General features: G+C 70.5%; 21 protein-coding genes and 1 pseudogene. 13 read left to right on the forward strand and 9 right to left on the reverse strand.

Annotation, left to right across the window (positions count from 1 at the left end):
* Positions 1-120 precede the first annotated feature (120 nt).
* From ACWFRJ_RS17425 to ACWFRJ_RS17440, 4 genes are all read left to right on the forward strand, one after another.
* Complete coding sequence (locus ACWFRJ_RS17425; protein ID WP_453530716.1) at positions 121-1,389, forward strand: exo-beta-N-acetylmuramidase NamZ family protein; 1,269 nt, start codon at positions 121-123, stop codon at positions 1,387-1,389.
* Positions 1,390-1,493: 104 nt separating this feature from the next.
* Positions 1,494-2,822: an erythromycin esterase family protein gene (locus ACWFRJ_RS17430; RefSeq protein ID WP_453530719.1), complete on the forward strand. Its 1,329-nt coding sequence runs from the start codon at positions 1,494-1,496 to the stop codon at positions 2,820-2,822.
* Between the two features lie 59 nt (positions 2,823-2,881).
* Positions 2,882-4,246: an MFS transporter gene (locus ACWFRJ_RS17435; RefSeq protein ID WP_453530722.1), complete on the forward strand. Its 1,365-nt coding sequence runs from the start codon at positions 2,882-2,884 to the stop codon at positions 4,244-4,246.
* A gap of 53 nt (positions 4,247-4,299) precedes the next feature.
* On the forward strand, positions 4,300-5,571 hold the full coding sequence (locus ACWFRJ_RS17440; protein WP_453530725.1) for a serine-threonine protein kinase: 1,272 nt from the start codon (positions 4,300-4,302) through the stop codon (positions 5,569-5,571).
* A 15-nt stretch (positions 5,572-5,586) separates the two neighbouring features.
* On the opposite strand, the gene ACWFRJ_RS17445 is transcribed toward ACWFRJ_RS17440, so the two are convergent.
* Positions 5,587-8,400 (reverse strand): penicillin acylase family protein, encoded by a 2,814-nt coding sequence (locus tag ACWFRJ_RS17445; RefSeq protein ID WP_453530727.1) that lies wholly within the window; start codon positions 8,398-8,400, stop codon positions 5,587-5,589.
* Positions 8,401-8,638: 238 nt separating this feature from the next.
* On the opposite strand from ACWFRJ_RS17445, the gene ACWFRJ_RS17450 reads away from it, so the two are divergent.
* Positions 8,639-9,247, forward strand: coding sequence for a hypothetical protein (locus ACWFRJ_RS17450; protein WP_453530730.1), 609 nt, complete (start codon positions 8,639-8,641; stop codon positions 9,245-9,247).
* Positions 9,248-9,266: 19 nt separating this feature from the next.
* Here the strand turns inward: ACWFRJ_RS17450 and ACWFRJ_RS17455 are convergent, their stop codons facing one another.
* The gene (locus ACWFRJ_RS17455; protein ID WP_453530733.1) at positions 9,267-9,791 is read right to left on the reverse strand and encodes a hypothetical protein; all 525 of its coding nucleotides are present in this window, start codon (positions 9,789-9,791) and stop codon (positions 9,267-9,269) included.
* Between the two features lie 40 nt (positions 9,792-9,831).
* On the opposite strand from ACWFRJ_RS17455, the gene ACWFRJ_RS17460 reads away from it, so the two are divergent.
* Complete coding sequence (locus tag ACWFRJ_RS17460) at positions 9,832-10,554, forward strand: 3-keto-5-aminohexanoate cleavage protein (protein WP_453530736.1); 723 nt, start codon at positions 9,832-9,834, stop codon at positions 10,552-10,554.
* Between the two features lie 109 nt (positions 10,555-10,663).
* Positions 10,664-11,743, forward strand: coding sequence for an RNA ligase (ATP) (locus tag ACWFRJ_RS17465; protein ID WP_453530739.1), 1,080 nt, complete (start codon positions 10,664-10,666; stop codon positions 11,741-11,743).
* 709 nt (positions 11,744-12,452) lie between these two features.
* Here the strand turns inward: ACWFRJ_RS17465 and ACWFRJ_RS17470 are convergent.
* Positions 12,453-13,034 (reverse strand): helix-turn-helix domain-containing protein, encoded by a 582-nt coding sequence (locus ACWFRJ_RS17470; RefSeq protein ID WP_453530742.1) that lies wholly within the window; start codon positions 13,032-13,034, stop codon positions 12,453-12,455.
* 92 nt (positions 13,035-13,126) lie between these two features.
* Here ACWFRJ_RS17470 and ACWFRJ_RS17475 point away from each other — a divergent pair, with 92 nt between their 5' ends.
* Positions 13,127-14,269, forward strand: a complete 1,143-nt coding sequence (locus ACWFRJ_RS17475; protein WP_453531191.1) for an aryl-sulfate sulfotransferase — start codon at positions 13,127-13,129, stop codon at positions 14,267-14,269.
* Positions 14,270-14,274: 5 nt separating this feature from the next.
* Positions 14,275-15,645 carry a uracil-xanthine permease family protein gene (locus ACWFRJ_RS17480; RefSeq protein ID WP_453530745.1) on the forward strand — a complete coding sequence of 457 codons (1,371 nt, stop codon included), beginning with the start codon at positions 14,275-14,277 and terminating at the stop codon, positions 15,643-15,645.
* On the opposite strand, the gene soxR is transcribed toward ACWFRJ_RS17480, so the two are convergent.
* Positions 15,602-16,069, reverse strand: a complete 468-nt coding sequence (gene soxR, locus ACWFRJ_RS17485) for a redox-sensitive transcriptional activator SoxR (RefSeq protein ID WP_453530748.1) — start codon at positions 16,067-16,069, stop codon at positions 15,602-15,604. The two genes, ACWFRJ_RS17480 and soxR, sit on opposite strands and share 44 nt — an antisense overlap.
* A gap of 116 nt (positions 16,070-16,185) precedes the next feature.
* On the opposite strand from soxR, the gene ACWFRJ_RS17490 reads away from it, so the two are divergent.
* The gene (locus ACWFRJ_RS17490) at positions 16,186-16,650 is read left to right on the forward strand and encodes a MaoC family dehydratase (RefSeq protein ID WP_453530751.1); all 465 of its coding nucleotides are present in this window, start codon (positions 16,186-16,188) and stop codon (positions 16,648-16,650) included.
* Between the two features lie 29 nt (positions 16,651-16,679).
* On the opposite strand, the gene ACWFRJ_RS17495 is transcribed toward ACWFRJ_RS17490, so the two are convergent.
* The 3 genes from ACWFRJ_RS17495 to ACWFRJ_RS17505 form a co-directional block, all read right to left on the reverse strand.
* The gene (locus ACWFRJ_RS17495; RefSeq protein WP_453530754.1) at positions 16,680-17,309 is read right to left on the reverse strand and encodes a TetR/AcrR family transcriptional regulator; all 630 of its coding nucleotides are present in this window, start codon (positions 17,307-17,309) and stop codon (positions 16,680-16,682) included.
* A 70-nt stretch (positions 17,310-17,379) separates the two neighbouring features.
* Positions 17,380-17,670: a YiaA/YiaB family inner membrane protein gene (locus ACWFRJ_RS17500; protein ID WP_453530757.1), complete on the reverse strand. Its 291-nt coding sequence runs from the start codon at positions 17,668-17,670 to the stop codon at positions 17,380-17,382.
* A 112-nt stretch (positions 17,671-17,782) separates the two neighbouring features.
* On the reverse strand, positions 17,783-18,934 hold the full coding sequence (locus ACWFRJ_RS17505) for an acyl-CoA dehydrogenase family protein (RefSeq protein ID WP_453530760.1): 1,152 nt from the start codon (positions 18,932-18,934) through the stop codon (positions 17,783-17,785).
* A gap of 96 nt (positions 18,935-19,030) precedes the next feature.
* On the opposite strand from ACWFRJ_RS17505, the gene ACWFRJ_RS17510 reads away from it, so the two are divergent.
* From ACWFRJ_RS17510 to ACWFRJ_RS17520, 3 genes and pseudogenes are all read left to right on the forward strand, one after another.
* A complete protein-coding gene (locus ACWFRJ_RS17510) occupies positions 19,031-19,681 on the forward strand; it encodes a TetR/AcrR family transcriptional regulator (protein ID WP_453530763.1) in 651 nt (216 codons plus the stop codon).
* 43 nt (positions 19,682-19,724) lie between these two features.
* Positions 19,725-20,443: pseudogene (locus ACWFRJ_RS17515) on the forward strand (ArsR/SmtB family transcription factor).
* Between the two features lie 98 nt (positions 20,444-20,541).
* Entirely contained in the window at positions 20,542-21,546 is a 1,005-nt protein-coding gene (locus ACWFRJ_RS17520) for an urea transporter (protein ID WP_453530766.1), read from the forward strand.
* Positions 21,547-21,561: 15 nt separating this feature from the next.
* On the opposite strand, the gene ACWFRJ_RS17525 is transcribed toward ACWFRJ_RS17520, so the two are convergent.
* On the reverse strand, positions 21,562-22,665 hold the full coding sequence (locus tag ACWFRJ_RS17525; RefSeq protein ID WP_453530769.1) for a Zn-dependent alcohol dehydrogenase: 1,104 nt from the start codon (positions 22,663-22,665) through the stop codon (positions 21,562-21,564).
* 59 nt (positions 22,666-22,724) lie between these two features.
* On the reverse strand, positions 22,725-24,113 hold the full coding sequence (locus tag ACWFRJ_RS17530; protein ID WP_453530772.1) for an aldehyde dehydrogenase family protein: 1,389 nt from the start codon (positions 24,111-24,113) through the stop codon (positions 22,725-22,727).
* Positions 24,114-24,437: the final 324 nt, after the last annotated feature.

Consider the following 24,437-nt stretch of genomic DNA (forward strand, 5'->3'; position numbering starts at 1 on the left):
GACTAACCAGTCGGTATGTAGCTAGGGAAGGGGGTCGGGCAGCCAGGTTCGTTCCCCGGCGCGGGTCCGCGCGCTAGCGTGCGTGGCCATGACAGCCACCGCGCTCACGGAGGTCTCTGCATGAACCTGTCCCGACGCAGCCTGTCCAGGCGAGGCCTGCTCGCGGCCACCACCGCCTCGGCCCTCACCACATCGGCGGCCCCCGCCGCCGCGGGAGGCGGCGGCGGATCGGGCACGGGGCGACGACTGCGCACCGGCTTCGAGCGGCTCGCGGCCGACGGCTACGCGCTCCTGGACGGGGAGCGGGTCGGCATCGTCACCAACCCGACCGGCGTCACCAGGGACGTACGCCACATCGTCGACGTCATGCACGCGGACGAGCGCGTGAACCTGGTCGCGGTGTTCGGCCCCGAGCACGGCTTCCGCGGGACGGCCCAGGCGGGCGGCTCCGAAGGGCGCCACGACGACCCGGCGACCGGGCTTCCCGTCTACGACACGTACCAGAAGAGCGGCAAGGCGCTTGCCGACATCTTCACCGCCGCCCGCGTCGACACGATCGTCTTCGACATCCAGGACGCGGGGGCGCGCTTCTACACGTACATCTGGACGCTCTTCGACTGCATGGAGTCCGCCGAGCTCGCGGGCAAGCGGTTCGTCGTCCTCGACCGGCCGAATCCGGTGACGGGGCGCGGCGCGTACGGGCCGGTCCTGCACAAGGAGTTCGCGACGTTCGTCGGCCGGCAGCCGATAGCGCAGGCGCACGGGATGACCGTGACGGAGCTCGCGCTGCTGTTCAACGGCGAGTTCCTCGAACGCCCGGCCGCGCTGGAGACCGTGCGGATGACGGGGTGGAAGCGCTCGGACTTCTACGACGCCTCCGAGCTGCCGTGGGTGCCGCCGAGCCCGAACATGCCCACGCCCGACACCGCCCTCGTCTACAGCGGCACCTGCCTCTTCGAGGGCACGAACCTCTCCGAGGGGCGCGGCACGACCCGCCCCTTCGAGCTGCTCGGCGCGGAGGGCATCGACCGGAAGTGGGCCGCCGCCGCCAATGACGTGGGACTGCGCGGGGTGCACTTCAGGGAGGCCTACTTCGCGCCGACGTTCTCCAAGTTCCAGGGCAGGACGATCGGCGGCGTCCAGCTCCACGTGCACGACAGGGAGTCGTACGACCCGGTGCGCACCGGCATCGCGCTCCTGGTGACCGCCAAGAAGGTGTGGAGCGGTTTCGCCTGGCGCTCCGACAACTGGATCGACAAGCTGACGGGCTCGACGCGGGTCCGCACCATGATCGACGCGGGCGCGGGCACGGACGAGGTGGTGGGCGGCTGGCAGGACGACCTCGCGCGCTTCCGTGCCGTGCGGAGGCGGTATCTGCACTACCGCTAGGGAATTCCCCACCCACGGAAGGGGGGCTTGCCGGATGGCGGGCACCCCTGATGGACCAGGATCGTGATCTTCAGCTCCGTACACCCGAGTTGAGGAGAGCCGGCATGGCACGGACAGCACGCCGCACAGTCCCCCTGGCATTGGTGGGCACGCTCGGCCTTGGGGCACTCATCGCTCCCCAGGCCGCCCAGGCCGAGCCCGCGAACCCGGATCCCGTTCCCGCGATCGAGCGCGCGGCCCACCCCCTGCGCTCGACCGACCCGGGCGGCTCCACGAAGGACCTGCGGGCGATGGGCCGGATGGTGGGCGACGCCAAGGTGGTGGGCCTGGGTGAGGCCACACACGGTTCGCACGAGTTCTTCACCATGAAGGACCGGATGTTCCGCTATCTCGTGGAGGAGAAGGGGTTCACCACCTTCGCCCAGGAGGTCAGCTGGACGACGGGACTGCGCTTCGACGCGTACGTCCACGGGGGCGAGGGGGACGTGCGCGAGCTCGTCCACAAGGAGCTGGCGAAGACGCCCTGGGACACCGAGGAGTACGTAGAGCTCCTGACGTGGATGCGCGCGTACAACGACAAGCACCCGGACCGCCAGGTGCGCTTCCTGGGCGACGACCTCAACTACCCCGAGCTCGGGCACGAGCTGTTCGACGGGGTGGAGGACTACGTCCGCGCGAATGAGCCCGATCTCCTTCCCAGGATCACCGAGCTGTACGCGCCGATCCGCCGTCTCGCGGACGGGGACGCGTACATGGCCAGACCCCAGGAGGAGCGGACGGAGCTGGCCGGGAAGGCACGGGAGGCGCTGAAGCTCCTGAAGGGCCTTCAACCCGCTTCGGATGAGCGGGAGTTCACCTTCGTTCTCCACCACGCCCGGTCCATCTCGCAGACCGCCACGATCTACGCCTTCCCCTTCGACACCCCCGAGGGGATCAAGGACGGCATGCTCTACCGCGACCGCCTGATGGCTCAGAACACCGCGTGGTGGCAGCGGCGCACCGGCGACAAGGTGCTCCTGTCGGCCCACAACGCCCATGTGGGGTACGAGAGTTATGACCCGCAGTACCCGAAGATGCAGGGCGCCTTCCTGCGGGACAGGCTCGGCGAGCGGTACGTCAGCATCGGGTTCACCTTCGACCGGGGGTCGCTCATGGCGCAGAGCGCGGACTCCGAGGTGTGGAAGCCGCGCACCGTCGGCGCGGCCACGCGCGGCATGAACGAGTACACGCTCGACAAGGTGCGCCACGACGACTACTTCCTCGACATGCGGACCGCCCCGGCGACCGCCAGGAAGTGGCTGGGCAAGGGACGGCTGACCCAGAGCATCGGGACGGCGTTCCCGGACGGGCCCCACAAGATCCGGCTCGCGCCCACGCACGACATCCTCATCCATCTGCACCGCGTCACCGCAGCTCACCGCCAGTCTCAATGACCGAGACGAGCCGTTCGAGGGATTGACTGGTCCCTACATCCACCGTGAGAGTGCCGCTCGTGCACAGCGACGCGATCTCACCAGACAAGTCTCCGCAGGACGCCGCCCCTCAGCCGGACGCCGACCACAAGGCGGGCGCCGACCCCCAGCAGGACGGGAGCTCCGAGAGCCTGCGCCGGGTGGCCGTGGCGTCGTTCATCGGGACGGCCATCGAGTTCTACGACTTCTACATCTACGGCACGGCGGCCGCACTCGTCCTGAACGAGGCGTTCTTCCCGACCCTGGACCCGGTCAACGCCACCCTCGCCTCGTTCTCCACCTACGCGGTGGCGTTCGCGGCGCGGCCCATCGGCTCGGTGGTCTTCGGGCACTTCGGCGACCGGGTCGGGCGCAAGTCGGTGCTCGTGGCCTCGCTGCTGCTCATGGGTCTCTCGACGGCGCTCGTCGGGCTCCTGCCCGGCTACGGCACGTTGGGGATCTGGGCGCCGATCCTGCTGATCCTGCTGCGCTTCCTTCAGGGCATCGGGCTCGGCGGCGAGTGGGGCGGGGCCGCGCTGCTCGCGGTGGAGCACGCGCCGAAGAAGAAGCGCGGTCTCTACGCGGCCTTCCCCCAACTCGGCCCGTCCGTCGGCTTCTTCGCGGCGACCGGCGTCTTCTGGCTGCTCTCCGCCGTCCTGTCCGACGACGCGTTCAGGGCCTGGGGCTGGCGCGTGCCGTTCCTGCTCTCCTTCCTCCTTGTCGGCGTCGGGCTCTTCGTGCGCATGCGCATCAGCGAGACTCCGGTCTTCGCGAAGGTCATGGACGCGCAGGAGGCGAGCAAGGTCCCCACGCTCGACGTGCTGCGGCGCTACCCGCGCGAACTGCTGCTCGGCGCGGGCGGGATGATCGTCGCGTACGGCCTCTTCTACACGGCGACGACCTACTGCCTCGCCTACTCCACCGGCACTCTGGGTGTCTCCCGCAACACCATACTGGGGCTCTCGCTGGTCGCCTGCCTCTTCCTCGCGGCCGGTACGTGGCTCGCCGCGACCCGCTCCGACGGCGTCGGCCGCCGCAAGCTGATCATCTTGGGTGCCGGGCTCGCGGTGGTGTGGGGCCTGGTGCTCTTCCCGCTCCTGGACACCGAGCAGCCGGTGCTCATGGCCCTCGCGATCGGCGGCGCGCTGTTCTGCATGGGCGTGGTGTACGGGCCGATGGGCGCGTATCTGCCGGAGCTGTTCGGCACGAACGTGCGCTACTCGGGCGCCTCGCTCGCCTACAACCTGGGCGGCGTGCTTGGCGGCGCGGTCTCCCCGCTGGTGGCGACGCGGCTGCAGTCCGCGTTCGGCTCCTCGTCGGTGGGCTGGTACGTGAGCGCGATGGCGGTCGTCTCCCTGGTGTGTGTTCTCGCGCTGCCCGAAACGCGCGAGCGTGAGCTGGCGTAGCTTCCCCTGCGAGAGATCTGGTCAGTACACCGGGGCCGCGCGACGATGGTCGTGTGGAGCCCTACTGGGAATTGACCTTCGACGCCGACGGGGACGTCGACACCACGCAGCGCGACCGCCTCATCGCCGAGGTGCCCCGTGAGCGCGTCACCGATCTCCTCGTCCTCGCGCACGGCTGGAACAACGACCACGCCATGGCAACCGACCTCTACCGGCGCTTCTTCACGCCGTGCCAGGAGCTCGCGGGACCGCACGTACGGCTGGGGTACGTGGGAGTGCTCTGGCCCGCCATCCGCTTCCCCGACGAGCGGATCCCGGACTACGAGCCCTCGGTCACGGCCACCGGTCCTGGCCCGACGCCGGGCGCGGGACCCCTGCTCGACGAGCCGACCATGCGTCTCCTGTCAGGCACGTTCCCCGACCACGACGCCCAACTCGATCGGATCAGCGCCCTGTTGGCCGAGCGGTCAGAGGTGCAGTCGCGCCTCTACGAGTACGGACGCCTCGTACGCAACCTCGTCGCCGTGCACCAGAACAGCGCCGCCCACCGCTTCGCCGACGACACCTGGACGGGCGTGCCCGCCATGCTGACCGACGACGCGGTCGAGGTCTGCCAGATATTCGCCGCGGCGATGGAGGGCACAGGGCAGCAGGAACTCTTCGGCAGCCTGCGCAAACGGCTCTGGAACGGGGCGCACGAACTCCTGCGCCAGGCCAGCTACTACGCCATGAAACGCCGGGCGGGATCGGTCGGCCAGCTGGGTCTCGGTCCGGCGATCGGGCTGCTCGCCCGTGAGGCGCCGGACGTGCGGGTGCATCTCATCGGGCACAGCTTCGGCGCGCGCCTCGTGGCGTACGCGCTGCGCGGGATGCCCGCGTCGGTGCGCACCGTGAAGTCCACCACGCTGCTCCAAGGGGCCTTCTCGCACTACGCGTTCTCCAAACGGCTTCCGCACGCTCCCTCACGCGGCGGCGCGCTCAACGGGATGCAGCGGCGGATCGACGGCCCCCTGGTCGCCTGCTACTCCCGCCACGACGACGCCCTGGGCAAGATCTATCCCCTGGCGTCGAAGCTCGCCGGTGACTCCTCGACCTTCCTCGGCATCTGGGAGCGCTGGGGCGCCATCGGGTACGACGGCATCCGGGCGGTGGACGGTGCCAAGCGCGTCAAGCTGGGCCGGGCGATCCCCGCCAAGGGGTGCGTGAGCGTGGACGCGTCGGCGGTGGTGCGGCGCGGGGGTCCGCCCGCCGGCGCACACAGCGACATCTGCCACGAGGAGCTGGCGCGTGTCGTGTTCGCCGCAGGACGGATCCCCCGGACGTAACTGACTCCTCTTCCTCTAGCGGTGCTTGGGGAACTCGACGACCTGCTGGTACGTGGGCCGGTTCTGCCACTGGATCGGCCCGTGCGTGATGCCGCCGAGCGCTCGGTGGATGACCGAGTCCGCGCACCACTGGTCGCCCGCCGAGCAGCTGTCGTCCCCGGGGTAGACCTCGTTCGCGGGCTTGGCGACTGCCTGCGTGAGGGTGGCCAGGAGCGCGTCACGGCAGGCGTCCAGCTTCCCCTCGCCGCAGTACTTCTCGCCGAGCTCGCCCTTCACGGGCTCTCCGAGGACCGCCCGCAGATCCTTGTCCGCGAAGCCCCACCAGCCGTACTGGAAGGCCGATCCGGCGTGCGCCCCGGTCGGGCCGTGCCCGGCGGAGGGTGACTCGTCGGTGCCGAGCTGCGCCGTCAGCGAGTCGTAGAGATCCTTGCCCATGCCCGGCTTGAACTCGGCCTCGATCAGCAGGGGCCACCAGGCGTCCATGACGCGTACGGCGTCGGGGTGTGCGTACGTCTTGGAGCCCGCCGCCGTCTGGTTGCGCTGCGCCCCGGCCTTCTGCCATGCCTCCAACTGCTGTACGGCCTTGGCCTGCTGCGGGTCGGTGACGGGCTTGCTCCGCACCACCTTGAGCAGCTCGGGGAGCACCTGCTCACCGCGCAGGTCGGTGACCGCGGCCTCCGACATGGCCTGGGTCAGCGAGGCCCGCGTGACGCCGCCCTTCTCGGTGAGCTTCTTCACCCGCCCGTCGAGCAGGTCGCCGCGGTGCACGGCGCTGATGCCGAAGCCCGCCGTGCTGAAGTCCTTGGCCTGTTTGTTGTTCCAGGAGATGTAGTAGTCCTGGTTGACGGACTGCGGGTGCTCGGCAGGCGGGGTCTGCTTCGAGGTGTTGTTCTCCGGGTCGAAGTCCTGCCATTCATTGGCCTGTTGGGCCTTGATCGGCAGAGCGGGGTCGATGTCCTTGGCGCGCTCCGGGTTGGCGCCGCTGTTGTAGTACGCCGTGTCGCGCGAGTCGGCGTAGAACCAGTTGAAGGCGTAGCTGATGCTCTGGGCGGCCTTCTTGAAGGTCGAGGCGTCCTTGACGTACGTCGGGTCGTTGAGCATCTGGAAGCCGATGATCGAGTCGGCCTCGTGGCGGTAGGTGGAGCGCAGCGAGACGTACGCGACCGGTTTGCCCTCGACGCTCGCGCGGTGCGTCACGACGCCGTACTTCGTGCGGAACACCTGCATGCGGTAGGAGCCCGCGGCCGTAGAGTCGGCGACGGTCGGCTTCCAGGCGTTCTTGCGCTCCAGCTTCTCCATGGGCGTGCAGGTGCCGTGGTGGAGGTAGTGGGTGGACTGCTTGGTGGGGGCGCCGCCGCCCGGTTCGCACAGCTCGACGGCGTACGTGTCCGTGATGTCCTGCCCCGCGGACGTGGCCGACCAGGCGTAGTCCTGGCCGCGCCCCAGCTGGACGTACATGCCGACGCCCGCGAAGGAGACGCCGCGCGCGCTGATGCCGGGGCCCTGGAGCTCCTGCTGCATGAGGAGCTGGGGGGCGAAGTAGCCGGTCTGCGGGCCGAAGACGGCGACCGGGTTTCCGCTCGCGGTGTGCTTCGCGGAGACCACGAGCGCGTTCGACATGCCCTTCTTCTGGCCGTCCTTCTTGAACAGGTCGGCGGGCAGCACGCCGTCGTCGTACATCCCCTGGAGCGGTTCGAGCTTCTTGGGCGCCTTCACCGGGTCCTTGGCGGCGGTCTTGGCGCCGCCCTCACGGTCGAAGACGAGCTGTTCGCGCTCGACCGAACCGGGGTCGGGCATCGCGGTGCCGCGCGCGTTCGCCGGCTTGCCCGCGTACGGGAAGCTCGTGCCGTCGTGGATGGTCTGCACGGCCTCGGGGTCGTTGCGGGCGCGGAAGGACTCCCAGACCTTCGTGCCCTTCTCGACGCCGTACTTCTGCTGTGACGTGAGCAGCGAGAGGGCCGCGTCGACCTCTCCGCCGCCGCCGTTGCCGAAGAGCCCGCCGACGACGGACGCGAGCGCGATCATGTCGGTGACCTTGAAGGGCGCGATCTCGCCGATGTTGGTGATCGCGTCGATCTTGCCGGTGAGGACGTACTCGCCGGGGAAGTAGCGGCCGTTCTTGGACTTCACGCGGTAGGCGTTGAGCCCGTCGATGTAGGCCTGGGCGTCCTCCATGGCCTGCTTGCCGCGCTCGCCCTGACTCGTCTTGATGTACTCGACCTGCTTCTCCAGGTCCTTCTCCTCGTACGGGGCCTGTGGCCAGAACTGTTGCTCAAGACCCTGGTTCGCCAGTGCGCCGCCCGCGAACGAGGTGAGCTCGCCGCGGCCGATGTGCCGGAACAGGTCGATGAGCCAGAGCCGGTCCTGCCCGGCGGCGAAGCCCGCGCCGAACTCGGTGCCGTAGCGCGTGCTGCCCTTGATGTGCGGGATGCCGTACTTCTTGTCCCGGGTGATCGTCACGTCGTCGCGCGGTTTGGTGACGGAGGCGGCCTGGCCGTCGCGGACGCCGAAGGACGCGTCGTTGAAGAACTCCGTCAGCTTGTCGTCGGTGAGCGAAGGATAGCCGGAGGAGAGCTTGTCGTACGGCCCCAACTGGTCTTCCGCATGTGCGGGTTGCGTGCCGAAAACGCGGTGACTGAGTATCTCGGCGAGTGTGGCGTTGCCGTTCGCGCCGGGCGGAAGGACGTCCGCGCACTGCCCCTCGCAGTAGTCGGTGGCCGGTGGGGGCTCGTCGGCGGCCGAACCCGGCTGCGGCGTGAGGAGGGACGCGGCGAGTGCTAGTGCCGCGCTGGCGGTGAGGGTTCTGAGCCGGACGATGCGTCGTCGCATGTGTGCTCCTCTGGGCTCCGCTTGTGCTCCTGTGGGGAGAAGGTGAGGCGGAGGTTACTGGCGGGTTGCCGATCCCGGAAGATGAACATGCGTCGCCTTTTCAAAAACAGCACATAGCTCCAGCTCACCGCCGTCTTATGTCTGCCATCGAAAATCGGATAGAAGTCGAGGGAGCCGAATCGCGTGTCGATACGTCTACTCGGCAACGTCCGAGAACGTGCGACGGAGGTGCAGGGCGATGGCCGGATTCCGGAGTCTCGCGAGACAGGTGCGTGATCCGCTGAGCGATATGGCACTGCGACGGTACTCGCTGCGCAAGTGCCTGGAGAGGTTCGCCCCTTACGGCCACCGGGCGACCTGGGACCATCTGAGCTCCCGAGCGGGCTTCGGACCCGAGGACCGGTCGCCCGACCCGGCGCGGCTGGTGGCCGCGCTCGATGAACTGGAAGCGGCGCGGGCGGTCTGGCTCGCCTACGAGGAGGGCTTCGCGGAGCGCCGCCGCAAGGAGAAGCACGACGGTCTTCGCCGGCCCGGCAGCGTGGACGACTGGCACCGGTGCACCTGGGGAGGGTTCGGGGTCGCCTGGTGCGACAACCCCGGAGTCCACCCCTCCGGATCACTGGCCGAGGTACTTAGCCGACTGATCGCGGCCCTTGAGCGGGATCCGGGCACGGGCTGCCCGGTGTGCGCCCGCTCCGACCTCGTCTGGACACACGGCCTCGCGCACGAGCCCTCGGCGGGCGCCGTCTGCACGGGCTGCGGAATAGTCGTGCCCGACCCGGTGCTCACACCCGCCGCCATGGCGCGGGCGCGGGCACGACGGGAACGGCCGTTGGTCTCGGCGTGACGCCTTGCCGCAGCGGCGGCTAGGGCGTGGGCGTCGAGACGTCCCACTGGATGGCCAGTTTGAACTCGGCGAGCATGAGCGGCGCGGCGATCTTCACGTCGCCCGCGCCGCGTGCCGATATCTTCAGGCCGACCGGTGTCCGCGGATGCACGAACATCTGCCAGGTGTGGGTTCTGTACTGCCCGCCTCTGGTGGGCACCCAGTCGGTGGTGGCCGTCGAGTCGTACCCCGTGGAGCCGCCGAGCGGATCGCGCACGTAGCGTGCGCGGTACTCGGTGGGCCGGTCGTTCGACTGCCAGAAGATCATCGCCGACAGGGTGCCCCAGCCGTCGTGGCTCGGCCAGATGAGCCCGGACCGGGCGTCGGGGAACCGGGACTGGCTCGTGCCGCCCTTGCCGGGGTCGTGCATGCGCCACGGGTCGTACGACTCCTCGGCGTCCTGGTACGGAAACCGCACGAGGTGGTAGCCGTCGCTGTCGTACGTGATCTTCTGTGGCCCCGTACGGGCGGCGTCCCACTTCAACGAACAGATGGCGATTCCCATCGGCCCTCCCCCTGTGTGTCCTCGTCTGTGCTGTCCTGTGGTGATGCAGGTATGTGTGAACGGCGCCCGCGGCGCGGGCGATGGCGCGCTGATCCCCATGTCGCCCGATGCGATGGCCCAGTCCGTGGCCCAGGCGGTCACGGCGGGCGCTCGGGATGTTCATGTACACCCCAAGTCCCCTTGTGGGCAAGACACTTTGGCGCCCCGTGCGGTTGCGGCCACGCTGGAAGCGATCCGCGCCGTGACCTCCGTACCCGTCGGGGTGACCACAGGCTCCTGGGCGGAACCGGACCCGGACAAGCGGGTGGCGGACATCCGCGCGTGGACGGTGCTTCCCGACCACGCGTCGGTCAACTGGCACGAGCCGGGCGCGGAAGCGGTGGCCAGGACGCTGCTCGACCGGGGCGTGGGGGTCGAGGCGGGCATCTGGTCAGGGACGGACGGCGGGGAACGCTTCGCCGCGTCCGCGCTAGGCCCCCGGGTCCTTCGGGTCCTCGCGGAGGTGATGGACCCCGACCCCACCACAGCCCGCGATTCGGCCCGGGCTCTCCTCGCCGTGATAGGCGAGGCGCACGGCCGTCCCGTACTGCTGCACGGGGAGGAGGGCGGCACGTGGCCGGTGCTGCGCCTCTCCGGACGCCTGGGACTGGCAACCCGCATCGGCCTGGAGGACACACTGGTCCTGCCGGACGGGGAACGGGCGACGTCCAACGCGCAGTTGGTGGAGACGGCGCTTTCCGTACTGAGCACGCTGTCCCCGTAGGAGCGCGCACAAAGGGCGGGCGCGACGCTACCAGCCACATATTCGATCGCTCCAGCGCTTTGTCATCGGCACAGTTGACGTCGATGACAGACGTAAAGGAGCCCGTTCCATGTCGACGCTGCGCGTCACCGCCGAAGTGCTGACCATCCACGAGCATCCCAACGCCGACGCGCTCGAACTGGCCCAGGTGGGCCTGTATCGCGCGGTCGTGGCCAAGGGCGCGTACCGCACCGGCGACGTGGCCCTCTACATCCCCGAGCAGTCCGTGCTTCCCGCGGAGCTGATCGAGGAACTGGGGCTCACCGGGCGGCTCGCGGGCGGCAAGTCGGACCGGGTGAAGGCCGTACGGCTGCGGGGTGAGCTGTCGCAGGGCATCGTGTGCCGGCCGCGTGCGCTGGCGGAGGTCGACCTGGCGCGGGCCGCGGCGCGGGGCACGGACTTCACGGAGCGGTTGGGCGTCGTGAAATGGGTGCCGCCGATCCCGCCCACCATGAGCGGTGACGTCGAGTCCGCGCCCGATCTGCTGCCTTGGGTCGACATCGAGAACGTCCAGCGCTACCCGGACGTCTTCGCGCCCGGCGAGCCGGTGGCCGTCACGGAGAAGCTGCACGGTTCCGCCTGCCTGCTGACGTACGTGGCTCGGGAGGGCGACCGGGGCGGCCGGGTGCATGTCTCATCGAAGGGCTTCGGCTCCAAGTCCCTCGCGCTGAAGGAGGATGAGCGCAATCTCTACTGGCGCGCGATCCACGGGCACGGGGTGGCGGGCGCGGCTGCCGCGCTGGCGGAGCGGCTCGGGGCGCGCCGGGTCGGCATCTTCGGCGAGGTGTACGGAGACGGGGTCCAGGACCTGACGTACGGCGCTGACGGGCGGCGCGAGACGCTGGGCTACGCCGTTTTCGACGTGAGCGCGGAGATCGACGGCGAGGTCAGTTGGCTGGACCCGGCGACCGTCCTGGACGGCCGACTGCCGCTGGTACCACGCCTGTACGAGGGTCCGTACGACGCCGAGCGCGTCCTGGAGCTTGCCTCTGGGCGGGAGACGGTGTCGGGCCGGGGCCTTCACCTGCGCGAGGGGGTGGTGATCCGCCCCGCGACGGAGCGGTACTCGCCCATAACCGGGGGCCGCGCCATCGCCAAGGCGGTCAGCCCCGCGTACCTGACCCGCAAGGGCGGCACGGAGTACGAGTGACTCCGTCGGGGGAGCGGCACCCCGGTGCCGGGGCGGGGCCATGCCCATACCTCCGGCACCGGGCGATGCCGAACAAACCTCTCCCACCCACCCGCCCGATCACCCCGCATCCAGCCCTAGACGCACAGGCTTTCCCGCCCACCCGCCCGATTGCCCCGCGATGCCAAAGGGTGGATGGGCGCGGGTGGGGCCGGGGGGGCGCGCGTGCAGCGGCCAGGGTGGGTGGGGTATCTGCACACACGGGGGTGGGTGGGATCAGAGCGGGTGGGGCGGGGATGCGCACATTGCGGCCGAGGCGGGTGGGCGATCTGCACGCGCCGGGGCGAGGCGGGGTGGGCGGGTTGGCTGGTCGCACCCGGGGCAGTGGACGGCGGCAGGGGCGCGACGCGCACAGCCACGGCGGACCAGCCCCACGCACCCGCAGTCGGCAGCGCTCGTGAGGGGACGTGTCGGGATTTCCGCCCGGAGCACGGTAAGCAGCACTCCCCCGCCGAAGCAGACACACGCCCACCAGCGGATGGCGAGGACGGACATCCCGGCGCGGCCCCGCCCCCGAGACGAGCACGCCCCGCACCCGCCGAAGCACAGTTCGCGACGCTCCGGTGCCGAAGCACCCACGCGCCCACCGGTGGATGGCGAGTACGGACACACCGTCGCGGCCCCGCCCCCACAACGGACACGCACCGCACCCGCACCCGCACCCGCCGACTCAGCCGCCCCCCGCGTCCGTAACCCGTACCCCGTCCGCGATCCCCACCACAAGCACCCGCGTCCCCTCCTCCAACGGACGCCACCGGTGCGGCAGTTCGGCCGCGCAGTACAGCGTGTCGCCTCGGTCCAGGCGGTAGACCGAGCCGTCCGCCTCCACCTCGGCCGAGCCGTCCGCGACGTACAGGATCTCGTCGCCCCGGTGGCGGTACTCGCGACCCCAGTCGTGGTCCCCGGTGAACTCCAGCGCGTGCAGCCGCTGATGACCCCGCACCAGCGGCCGCATCCGCGCCTCGCGAGCGCCCTCCCCCTCACTCACGGACGCCGATCCACCGCGCACCACGTCCACCGGGCGCGGCGGATCCGCAGAGGCGAGGAGCTGGACGGCCGTCGTGTCCAGGGCGTCGGCGATGCGCTGGAGCGATCCCATGCTGGGGCGGGAGCGGCCGTTCTCCACCTGGCTGAGGAAGGGCGCCGACACCCCCGCCCGCGCCGCCACATCGGCCAGCGTCAGATCCAGGGCGCGGCGGAGCCTGCGGATCCCGGGACCGATCTGCGGGGCGCCCGCATCACTCGTACCCATATCGCGAAGCCTATCTCCTGGGTTAACGTCTTCCGCACTGCTTAATAAAATTAAGCAACAGAGACGACGAGAGGACGGCCCCCATGACCCCCATGACCTCCGTGGACCAGAACCAGCGCCGCCGCCGCGGCACCGGCCTGATGGCCCTGGACGAGGACGCCAGTTACGGCGGCTACACCCTCTTCGCCCCGCTCACCGGCGGCGGCGAGGTCTATCTGATCGACGCCCACGGCGAGATCGCCCACCGGTGGAACCTCCCGCACCGCCCGGGCCGCCACGCCCGGATCCTGCCGAACGGGAACCTCGCCTACAACGGCGTACTCCCCGACGAGCCCGCGCTCTTCCCCATGTGGCACAAGTACCGCGGCGGGATCATGCAGGAGATCGCCCCGGACGGCACGGTCCTGCGCGAGCACCGCGACCGCTTCCAGCACCACGACGCCCACCACTACGGCGACGGACGGATCCTCTACACCGCCCTCGAGCCCCTGACCGGCGCGGACGCGGACGCGGTCCGCGGCGGAATGCCCGGCTCCGAGGCCGAAGGCACCGTCTGGGCCGACACCATCGTCGAGGTGGACGCCGAGGGGAACACCACCTGGGAGTGGAAGGTCTCCGAGCACCTCGACCGCGCCGACTTCCCGCTCCACCCGGACTACGCCCGCGAGCACTACCCGCTGATCAACAGCGTCCTGCCGACCAGCGACGGCAACATCCTCGCCAGCTTCCGCTCGGTCTCCGCCGTCGTGGTCATCTCCCGCGAGACGGGCGACATCATCTGGCGCTCCGAACCCGGCGTCGTCTCCCAGCAGCACTGCCCCACCGAACTGGGAGACGGCAACTTCCTCGTCTTCGACAACGGCGTGTTCCGGCCGCACTGGGACGTGCCGTTCAGCCGGGTCATCGAGATCGAGCGGGCGAGCGGCAAGGTCGTCTGGGAGTACCACGACCCGGCCCGCGAGTCGTTCTTCGCGCCGTTCATGGGCAGCGCCCAGCGCCTCCCGAACGGCAACACCCTGATCACCGACTCCCCCGCGGGCCGCCTCTTCGAGGTCACCGCGGACGGCTATCTGTGCTGGGAGTACGTCGTGCCGTTCTTCGGCGGCTACGAGGAGGAAGAGGTCCGCAAGCTCTTCCCGTCCGAGCCGAACGCCGTGTTCCGCGCCTACCGCTACGCCGCGTCCGAACTCCCCTGGCTCACCCTCGGCCTCCCCCTCGCACCAGCGAAGGGCTGAGCCCCGTGGTCGCCGCCGTCGACGAGCGCATCCCACTGCCGCGCCTCGTACCGCTCGCCGTCCAGCACCTCCTCGCCGGGATCGCGGCCCCCGTCTCCTCGGTGATCCTGATCGGTACGACGCTGCGCCTGACCACCGGCCAGACGGCCTCGCTGCTCAGCGCCACCCTTGTCCTGTGCGGCATCGGGGCGCTGCTCCAGTCCCTCGGGGTGCGGGCGCTGCGCGTCGGCGCCCGGCTGCCGTTCCTGATGCTGCCGGGCGGGGCCGCGGTGGCGATCTTCCTGCAGATCGGGAAGGAGTACGGGGCCGCGACGGCGTCCGGCTCCGTACTGATCGCCGCCGTGTTCCTGATCTGCGTACTTCCCTTCTACGGAAGGGTGGTCCGGCTGTTCCCGCCGCTCGTGATGGGGACGACGGTCGTCCTGATCGGCATCAACATGATCAAGGTGACCGCGCCGATGGTGGCGTCGGGCCCCGGCGCGGGCTTCGCGACGCTCGGCGTCATCGCGGTCCTCTTCCTCGTGCTGCGGGGCGTATGGCGGCAGATGGCGGTGCTCTTCGGCCTCGCGGGCGGCACGCTCATCGCGCTCCTGCTCGGCACGGACATCCACCTCGCGTCGGGCGCCGCGTTCGCACTGCCGGACCCCTTCCCCTACGGCACCCCGCACTTCGACCTGCTCGCCGCGATCCCGCTGCTCGTCTTCTCGCTCGCCTCGCTCGCCGAGGCCACCGGGCAGACCGTGCTCAACAGCGAGGCGGTCGGCCGCACCCCGGACGCGGGCCGGGACGTGCCGCGCATCGCCCGCGCCGACGCCCTCGTCTCCCTGGGCGCGGGGGTTTTCGGTACGTCCCTGATGGTGACCAGCGCCGAGAACATCGGCATCGTCCAACTGACGCGCGTACGCAGCCGGTTCGTCACGGCGGGCGCGGGCGTGCTGCTCGTCGTCTGCGGCCTCCTGACACCGCTGACCCGGCTGCTCGCCGCCATTCCCGAACCGGTGGTCGGCGCCGCGGGTCTGGTGATCTACACGGTGATCGCCGTCCTCGGCTTCAGCATGCTGTCCCGGGTCGACCTCACGCACGGCACGGACAGCGTGGTCGTCGCCCTGGCCCTCGTCGTGGGGCTGCTGCCGGTGATGACCCCCGAGCTGTACGCGCCGCTGCCGTCCTGGGCGCACACGATCCTCGGCAGCGGAGTGGCGGCGGGCGCGCTCGCCGCGGTGCTCCTGAGCCTGACCTTCCGCCATCTGGGACCGAAGGAACGGACCGAGGTCACGCCCGACATCACGCCCGACATCACGCCCGACATCTCGCCCGACGTCACGACCGACCTCACGACCGGGGCCGGCGCTCCACCAACAGACGGGAGCCGGTGAGGCGTTCGCCGAAGACGTCGTCCGGGTTGGAGAGCACGCAGTTCTCCAGGGAGAGACAGCCGCAGCCGATGCAGTCCGTGAGGTGATCGCGCAGACGGCCCAACTGCGCGATGCGGTTGTCCAGTTCGGAGCGCCAGGCCTCCGAGAGGCGCGCCCAGTCCTCGCGGGTGGGGGTCCGCTCCTCGGGGAGCGAGTCGAGCGCCTCGCGGATCGTGGCGAGCGGAATACCGACGCGCTGGGCGGCACGGACGAAGGCCACGCGGCGCAGCGCGTCACGGTGGTAGCGGCGCTGGTTGCCCGACGTGCGGCGACTGGAGATCAGACCCTTGGCCTCGTAGAAGTGCAGGGCGGACACGGCCGCGCCGCTGCGGGCCGATAGCTGGCCGACCGTGAGCTCGTGGATCTTCTCTGGGATCTGGGGCACCCCTCACACCCTAATGGCAGGCCCGTCACCCTCCGCCGACCGTTCCGTTGACACACGTCGGCGCACACCGCATGCTGAGCAAGCGCTTAGTTCAATACTTTGAGGAGGCCAGGGACATGGCAGAGCCGAGGATCTTCGCGTCGCCCGACGACCTGCGTGCCGGAGTCGGCGAGCAGCTCGGGCACAGCGATTGGCTGGAGGTCGACCAGAAGCGGATCGACCTGTTCGCCGACGCCACGGGCGACCACCAGTGGATCCACGTGGACGCGGAGAAGGCGGCCCAGGGCCCCTTCAAGACGACCATCGCGCACGGCTATCTGACGCTTTCGCTGCTGCCGAGCCTGGTGCCGCAGGTCATGCGGGTCGAGGGCATGAAGATGGGTGTCAACTACGGCACCAACAAGGTCCGCTTCCCCTCGCCGGTGCCCTCGGGCTCCCGGGTGCGGGCGACCGCCGTGCTCACGGAGGTCGAGGAGACCAAGGACGGCGGCGTACAGATCACGGCCAAGGTCACCGTCGAGCGCGAGGGCGGCGACAAGCCCGCCTGCGTCGCCGAGTCGGTCTCCCGCTACTACTTCTGACGCCTGCCGCCAGACCTGACCAGGCCCGACTAGGCCTGCTCCCGGGCCCCCACCATCCGCAGCACGAGGTCGGCGTAGAGCGCGCCGACCTCGTCGGGCGTCCGCTGCCCCGCGACGTTGAACCAGCGGGCCACGTCGATGCAGAGCGAGAGCACGGCAAGGGTGGTGCCGGGCACGTCGGGAACGTCGAACTCCCCCGCCCGCACGCCCTCGTTGATCATGTCCCGCACGGCGGCGTCCGACTGGCGGCGCAGCGCGATGATCTCCGTGCGGTGCTCGTCGCCGAGCGCGTCCAGCTCGTACTGGACCACGCGTGCGGTGGTGTGGTGGTCGGCGTGCCAGCGGACGAAGGAACGTACGGCGTCGGCGAGCCGCTGTGCCGCGCTGCCGGGACCGTCGGCCGCGGTGCGCAGGACCCGCAGGGCCTTGTCGTGGCCGATCCTGCTGATGCGGTGGAGCAGCTCTTCCTTGGTCTTGTAGTGGATGTAGAGCGCCGCCGGGCTCATGCCGGCGCGGCCGGCGATGTCCCGGGTCGTCGTCGCGTGGTAGCCACGCTCGGCGAAGGCCTCGACGGCGGCGATCAGCAGCCGCCGTGCCGCATCAGGCGTGACCTCGCCCCATGGCAGGTCCTCGCCCTCGGTCTGCTCCGCCGTGCTCATCGTCCACGCTCCTTCCGCCCGTCGGGAGGACACCATACCCCTGACGGTGAGCAAGCGCTTAGGACGCCGGTCAGACCACCGGCTTGAACGGGTCGTGTTCGGCGAGGATCTTGTCCAGGCGGGCCTGGTCGACGCGGCTGACGAGCTGGCCCGCCTCCTGCCGGTCCCGGATCACCTTGGCGAGGGTGAACGCGGACGTCGTCAGGTACAGGACGGAAATGGCGAGGAAGGCGCGGATCCACCCGCTCACGTCGAGGCTGTAGATGCCGACCGCCGTCGCGCCGAGCGCCACGGCGAACGACGCGACCGCCTGGCCGTAGTAAGCGGTGGTGCCCTGCTGCTTGACCGGTGTCTCACTCATGATCAGAGTCTCGCCCGGGAGCGGCCTCGCCACATCCGCTCCCGTACTCAGCTCGCGTACTCAGCTCCCTTACTCAGCACGCGCGTTCACCGCGCACGTTCACCGCGCACGTTCAGAAGGCCGAGACCCCCGTCAGTGCCCGCCCGATGACCAGCTTCTGGATCTGGCTCGTGCCTTCGTAGAGCGTCATCACGCGGGCGTCGCGCAGCAGCTTGCCCGCCGGGTACTCGTCGATGTAGCCGTAGCCGCCGAAGACCTGGAGCGCGTTGTTGGCGGCGCGCACGGCGGCCTCGGACGCGAACAGCTTGGCCTTGGATGACTCCGTGGTGAAGGGCTGCCCGCGGTCGATCAGGTCGGCGACCCGCCAGGTCAGCAGGCGTGCGGCGTCCACGTCCACCGCGATGTCGCTGATCAGCTCCTGCACCAGCTGGTGCCCCGCGATGGACTTGCCGAACTGCTCGCGCTCACCCGCGTACGACACCGCCGCGTCCAGGGCGGCCTGGGCGATGCCCACGCATCCGGCGGCGACCGACATCCGCCCCTTGGCGAGCGCCGACATGGCGACGGAGAAACCCTTGCCCTCGGGCGCCATCATGGCCGACGCCGGGACGCGCACGTCCTGGAGGACCAGCTCGGCGGTGGCCTGGCCACGCAGGCCGAGCTTGCCGTGGATGGTGCGGCGGCTCAGACCGGGGGCGTCGGTCGGCACGAGGAAGGCGGAGACGCCCTTGTGCCCGGGGGTGTCGTTCGTCCGCGCGAAGAGCAGTACGACATCGGCCCAGCTGCCGTTCGTGATGAACATCTTGGAGCCGTTGATGACGTAGTCGTCGCCGTCGCGCACGGCCTTCGTCGAGAGGTTCCCCGCGTCGGACCCGGTGCCGGGCTCGGTGAGCCCGAAGCAGCCGACGTACTCACCGGAGGTGAGCCCCGGCAGCCACTGCCGCTTCTGCTCCTCGCTCCCCCAGTACGCGATGGTCTTGGCCACGAGCCCCAGGGAGACCGACACGATGCCGCGCACGGACGAGTCGCCGCGCCCCAGCTCCTCGGTCACCAGGCAGTAGGCGAGATGATCGCCGCCCGAGCCGCCGTACTCCTCGTCGACGGTGAGCCCGAGGAAGCCGACCTCGCCGAGCTTCTTCACGATGGACCGGTCCACGCTCTCGGCGCGGTCCCACTCGATGACGTGCGGGGCGATCTCGCGGGCCACGAAGTCCTTGGCCAGCTGCCGTACGGCGGACTGCTCCTCGCTGAGCTCCAGATTCATCGCGGGGCACCTCTTCGGATCGACTCTTGGGACCAGGTTCGGGTCAGATTTAAATTAGCACTGCTAGTTTCTTGCGGCAGCCCTACTATGTGCGGCATGGCCCGACCGCGCAAGCCCCTCCTCAGCAGAGATCGCATCGTCGAGACGGCGCGCGCGCTCGTGGACGCCGAGGGCCTCGCCGCCGTCTCTACGCGCCGCCTCGCCGCCGAGCTCGGGGTCAGCGGACCCTCGCTCTACAACCACTTCCGTACGAAGGACGAGATCCTGGAGGCGGTCGCGGACTCGGTGAGCGCGCAGGTCGATCTGTCGATGTTCGAGGCCGCCGACGCGCGCGACTGGCGCACGTCGCTGCACGACTGGGCCGTCTCCTACCGCGCGGCGCTCACCCTGCACCCCAACATCGTTCCGGTCCTCGCGAGCGGTCCCGGCCGCCGTCCGGCAGGGCTGCGGCTTGCGGACGCGGTGTTCGGGGCGATGGTCGACGCGGGCTGGCCCGCCGCCCAGGCCACCTCGATCGGCGCGCTGATGCGGTACTTCATCATGGGCTCGGCGCTCGGCTCCTTCGCCGGTGGCTTCGTGGACGACCAGACCGCGTACGACCCGGCCGACTATCCGCACCTTGGCCAGGCCCACCTTCTGGCCGACCGCCAGCAGGAGATCGACGAGCGGGCCTTCGAGGCGGGCCTTCGCGCGCTGCTCGACGGCCTCGCACTCCAGTACCCGCAGGTCGCGGCACCCACCGGCTGACCGTTCGGCGCGCACCGAACGGTTCCCGGCGCATCCTTGGGCCATGACCGACCCCGCAACGCCACGCCTCGCCGCGCTCGCCCGGCTCATCGCCGACGAGACGCGCGCCGCCTGCCTGCTCGCGCTCCTCGACGGCCGGGCCTGGACCGCGGGCGAGCTGGCGCGGCACGCGGGGGTCGCCGCGTCGACGCTGAGCGAGCACCTGGGGAAGCTGATCGCGGGCGGCCTGCTCGCCGAGGAGCGGCAGGGCCGACACCGCTATGTCCGCATCGCCGACGCGCGGGTGGCACAGCTGATCGAGGACCTGACCGCGTACGTACGTCCCGGCGAGGTCGCGGTCCGGCCGCCGCGCACGCTGCGGGAGTCGAGCGCGAGCGGGGCGATGGCGCGGGGGCGCACCTGTTACGACCATCTGGCGGGCCACCTGGGGATCACGATCACCCGGGCGATGACGGAGCGCGGGCTGCTGCGGCAGGACACGGGGTTCGCCCTGACCGACGAGGGGATCGGCTGGTTCGGGGAGTTGGGCATCGGCCTGGAGCACACCGGCAGGCGCCCGCTGGTCCGCGCCTGCCTCGACTGGACGGAGCGCAGGCCGCATCTTGCGGGGTCGCGGGCGCGGCACTGTGCCGCCATGCGCTCGACGCCGGGTGGTGCGTGCGGATCGGTTCGCAGCGGGCGGTCAAGGTGACGCCGGCGGGGGCCCGGGCGCTGGAGACGCACCTCGGTATCACCGCCGGTGTCGCCGCGCCCCATACTTAGATGTAAGGTGCATTCGTCTTGCCGGGCGAAACATGGACGTAACACGGGAGCGAGCCGTGCGGCACTCAACGGATGCCAAGAGCCAGCCACTTGGGGCCTTGTCCTTCGCCACCCACGTCCTGCGCGGCCAGGCGCAGGTCACCTTCCTGCCGAGCGCGGCGGCAGGCGCCCTGTTCTGCGTGGCGCTCTTCGCGGCGGGCTGGGAGTACGGCCTCTACGGCCTGGCGGGAACGGCCGTCGGTACGGCCACCGCGCGGCTGCTGGGGGCGGCGCACGACCGCGTCTCGACGGGGCTCGAAGGCTTCAACGCCTGCCTGACCGCCCTGTGTTTCGCCGTGTTCCTCGGTGCCGGGCACTTGTCGACGGCCGCGCTCGCCCTCGCGGGCTGTGTGGTGGTCACGGTCGTGACGGCGGCGGCGGTCAACGTCCTCGCCGCCTGGGACCTGCCCTCGCTCACGCTCCCGTACTGCCTGCTCGCGAGCGCGATGACGATCGCGGCGCCCGGCTTCGAGCGGGTCTGGCACCACGGGGACGCCCTGGCCGCGCTGACGCGCGCGGCGACGGGCCCGACCTCGCTCCGACCCGCCGACCTGGCAAAGGCGTTCTTCGCCGACTTCGCCCAGATCTTCTTCATGCCGCAGTGGTACGTCGGCGCGGTGCTGCTCGTGGGCCTCTTCGTCGCGAGCCGCCGCGCGGGGGCCGTCGCGTGCCTCGGCAGTGTGGTCGGGATCGGCTCGGCATGGGCGCTGGGGGCACCGGCCGCGCAGATCGCGGACGGCACGATGGGATACAACTCGGTGCTCGTCGCTCTCGCGCTGTGCGGCGTCTTCCTTCCGGTGCGGGGTGCGACACTCGCGTACGCGATCGTGGGCGCCGCCACGGCGACCGCCGTCAGCTCGGCGATATCGGCGCTCCTCGCGCCGTCCGGCGGGCACACGTTCACCTGGCCGTTCGTCCTGACGACGCTCGCGTTCCTGGCGGCGGCAAAGTCCTTCTCCCGGCTGCGTACGACGGCTCCGGCGCCGTCGGCTGTGACGGCGCCGGAGCTGTCCTTGGCGGCCGGGGGCGTCAGCGAGAACTCGCCCGCCCCGCAAGCACCTTGACGGAGGACGGGGCGATCACGGTGAGGCCGGTCCGCCCTGGAACACCACCAGCGCCCGGCCCCCCTTCCCCGCGACCATGTTCTCGAAGGCCGCCGGGATGCCGTCCAGGGCGATGCGATCGGTCACCAGGCCGCTCAGGTCGAAGCGCCCGGCGCGGATGTGGTCCGCCAGGACCGGCAGGTCCACCGCGGGGTCGGAGTTCCCGTACACGCACCCCGAGAGCGTCCGACCCCAGTGGAAGATCTCCAGGGCGTTGAAGGCGACCTGCTGGTCCTTGCCGCCGATGCCGACCACCGTCGTACGCCCGCCGCGCCGCGTGGACTCCCAGGCCGTCCGGATCGTCACCGCACGCCCCACGCACTCCACCGCGACGTCCACGCCCTGACCGCCCGTCAGCTTGCGGATGTCCTTCGCGGTCTTCTCCGAGGCGACCACGTACTCCGTCGCACCGGCCGACCGCGCCAGCTCCTCCTTCTCCGGGGACACATCGACCGCGATGATCTGCGAGGCACCGGCGATCCGCGCCGCCTGGAGCGTAGCGAGGCCCACTCCCCCGACCCCGAAGACCGCAACAGTCTCGCCCTCGCGGACCTTCGCGGAGTGGTGCACGGCGCCGTACCCGGTGAGCACGGCGCAGCCCAGGAGCGCCGCGTCCGTCAGCGGGACACCGGCCGGGGACGGCAGTACGCAGTTGCCGGCCACCACCGTCTCCTCGGCGAACGCGGCGACGTTCAGACCGGGGTGGAGGTCGGCGCCGTCCGAGGCGCGGTGGGCGTAGACATCGGCGGCACCGGCCAGCGCGTTCACGCACAGCCACACCTCGCCGAGCGAGCAGGCGTGACAACTTCCGCAGGACGGAGCCCAGTTGAGAACCACCTCGTCGCCCGGTGCGACGTGGGTGATCCCCTCGCCCACGGACACCACCGTTCCCGCGCCCTCGTGCCCGAGCACGGCGGGCACGGGCACCCGCATCGTGCCGTTGGTCAGGGACAGGTCGGAGTGGCAGACCCCGGCGGCGGCGAGGCGCACCCGCACCTGGCCCGGGCCCGGCTCGGGCAGGTCGATCTCGGTGATCTCCAGGGGAGAGCCGACGGCGGGCAGAACAGCGGCGCGGACCACGGTGACGTACTCCTTGTGAAGGCGCGGAACAGAGTTCAGAGGTTCAGAAGTTCAGAGGTTCAGAACTGGAGGGACTTCGTCTGGAGGTACTCCGCAAGGCCGTGCGGGCCCAGCTCCCGGCCGACGCCCGACTGCTTGTAACCGCCGAACGGCGCGGAGGGGTTGAAGCTGCCGCCGTTGATGTCGACCTGTCCCGTGTCCATGCGGCGGGCGAACGCGATCGCCTCCGCGTCGTCGGCCGCCCAGACAGCTCCCGCGAGCCCGTACACGGTGCCGTTCGCGATCCGCAGGGCGTCGGCCTCGTCCTCGTACCTGATGATCGAGACGACCGGGCCGAAGATCTCCTCCTGGGCGATCGTCATGTCAGGGGTGACGTCGGCGAAGACGGTCGGCTGGACGTAGTACCCCTGCTCGCGCGGCACTTCGGAGCCGCCCGCGACCACGCGGGCGCCCTCTTCGACGCCCTTGTCGATGTATCCGCGCACGCGCGCGTGCTGCTTGGCGTTGACGACGGGGCCGATGCGGGTGCCGTACTTGGCGGCCGCTTGTGCCGCGAGCGAGACCGCCTCGTCGTACCGCTCGGAGTCGACCAGCATGCGGGTCCACGCGCTGCACGTCTGGCCCGAGTTGGACATGACGTTGGCGACACCGGCCTTGACCGCCTTGGCCAGGTCGGCGCTGGGCAGGATGACGTTGGCGGACTTGCCGCCGAGCTCCAGGGCGACGCGCTTGACGGCCGCGCCCGCGGTCGCGCCGATCTGCTTGCCGACCGCCGTCGAGCCGGTGAAGGAGACCAGGTCGACGCCCTCGTGCTCGGCGAGCGCCTGCCCCGCGACCGGGCCGAGCCCGGTGACCAGGTTGAAGACACCGGCGGGGATGCCCGCCTCGTGCGCGGCCTCGGCGAAGAGCTGGGCGGTGAGCGGGGTGTCCTCCGCGGGCTTCAGGACGACCGTGCAGCCCGCGGCGAGCGCGGGGGCCACCTTGTTGACGATCTGGTGGAGGGGGTAGTTCCAGGGCGTGATCGCGCCGACCACACCGACCGGCTCCAGGTAGACCGTGGAGTTTCCGATCTTCTCCTCGAAGGCGTACGTCGCCGCGAGCTCGGCATAGGACCCTGAGACCAGGATCGGCACGCCCGCGTGCACCATCTGCGAGAACGGGAGCGGCGAGCCGAGCTCCGCCGTCACCGTCTCGGCGATCTCGTCCTTGCGGGCGACCAACTGGTCACGGAGCGCCCCGATGAGCGCGGCACGCTCGGCGGGCGGGGTCGCGGCCCAGGCGGGGAAGGCCTCGCGGGCGGCCCCGACCGCCGCGTCGATGTCCTGCGCCGTACCGGCGGGGACCTGGCCGATCGGCTGCTCGTCGGCCGGGTTCAGGACCGTGATCGTGTCCGTGCCGACGGCGGGCCGCCAGGCGCCGCCGATGTACATGCCGTCGTGGGCCTTCATCGCACTCCTCAAGTCGTCGTCTCGGGTGGTCGTCCGCACCCCAAACTAGCGCTGATAGTTTTTCGGCACCAGGGGCGTCCGGGCAGGGGACATTCCCCCCGGCCCGGCACCTACCCCCCACGGGTTCCTCCGAAGTTCGATTTCGTGCATGTGACAGACACATGTCAAGACGCCAACTCCCTTGATCTACGCCCGTAGAGCCGACATTCTGCTGTTCGCGCCGGGAGCGGAACACTCCACTCCTGGCTGTGTGTGCGATCACGCACACGCCCCCACAGTTGCGCCGCCCGACCCAGGGCGCGCGCCGCCTATGAGGAGGACTCC

Source organism: Streptomyces sp. NPDC055239, assembly GCF_053606205.1.

What these genes read in the sequence shown, in the direction of transcription:
- ACWFRJ_RS17500 (WP_453530757.1), bottom strand. Translation starts at nt 17,670, where the DNA reads ATGAGTGAGACACCGGTCAAGCAGCAGGGCACCACCGCTTACTACGGC.
- ACWFRJ_RS17430 (WP_453530719.1), top strand. Translation starts at nt 1,494, where the DNA reads ATGGCACGGACAGCACGCCGCACAGTCCCCCTGGCATTGGTGGGCACG.
- ACWFRJ_RS17505 (WP_453530760.1), bottom strand. Translation starts at nt 18,934, where the DNA reads ATGAATCTGGAGCTCAGCGAGGAGCAGTCCGCCGTACGGCAGCTGGCC.
- ACWFRJ_RS17425 (WP_453530716.1), top strand. Translation starts at nt 121, where the DNA reads ATGAACCTGTCCCGACGCAGCCTGTCCAGGCGAGGCCTGCTCGCGGCC.
- ACWFRJ_RS17450 (WP_453530730.1), top strand. Translation starts at nt 8,639, where the DNA reads ATGGCCGGATTCCGGAGTCTCGCGAGACAGGTGCGTGATCCGCTGAGC.
- ACWFRJ_RS17495 (WP_453530754.1), bottom strand. Translation starts at nt 17,309, where the DNA reads ATGAGCACGGCGGAGCAGACCGAGGGCGAGGACCTGCCATGGGGCGAG.
- ACWFRJ_RS17470 (WP_453530742.1), bottom strand. Translation starts at nt 13,034, where the DNA reads ATGGGTACGAGTGATGCGGGCGCCCCGCAGATCGGTCCCGGGATCCGC.
- ACWFRJ_RS17455 (WP_453530733.1), bottom strand. Translation starts at nt 9,791, where the DNA reads ATGGGAATCGCCATCTGTTCGTTGAAGTGGGACGCCGCCCGTACGGGG.
- ACWFRJ_RS17510 (WP_453530763.1), top strand. Translation starts at nt 19,031, where the DNA reads ATGGCCCGACCGCGCAAGCCCCTCCTCAGCAGAGATCGCATCGTCGAG.
- ACWFRJ_RS17490 (WP_453530751.1), top strand. Translation starts at nt 16,186, where the DNA reads ATGGCAGAGCCGAGGATCTTCGCGTCGCCCGACGACCTGCGTGCCGGA.
- ACWFRJ_RS17465 (WP_453530739.1), top strand. Translation starts at nt 10,664, where the DNA reads ATGTCGACGCTGCGCGTCACCGCCGAAGTGCTGACCATCCACGAGCAT.
- ACWFRJ_RS17475 (WP_453531191.1), top strand. Translation starts at nt 13,127, where the DNA reads ATGACCTCCGTGGACCAGAACCAGCGCCGCCGCCGCGGCACCGGCCTG.
- ACWFRJ_RS17445 (WP_453530727.1), bottom strand. Translation starts at nt 8,400, where the DNA reads ATGCGACGACGCATCGTCCGGCTCAGAACCCTCACCGCCAGCGCGGCA.
- ACWFRJ_RS17530 (WP_453530772.1), bottom strand. Translation starts at nt 24,113, where the DNA reads ATGAAGGCCCACGACGGCATGTACATCGGCGGCGCCTGGCGGCCCGCC.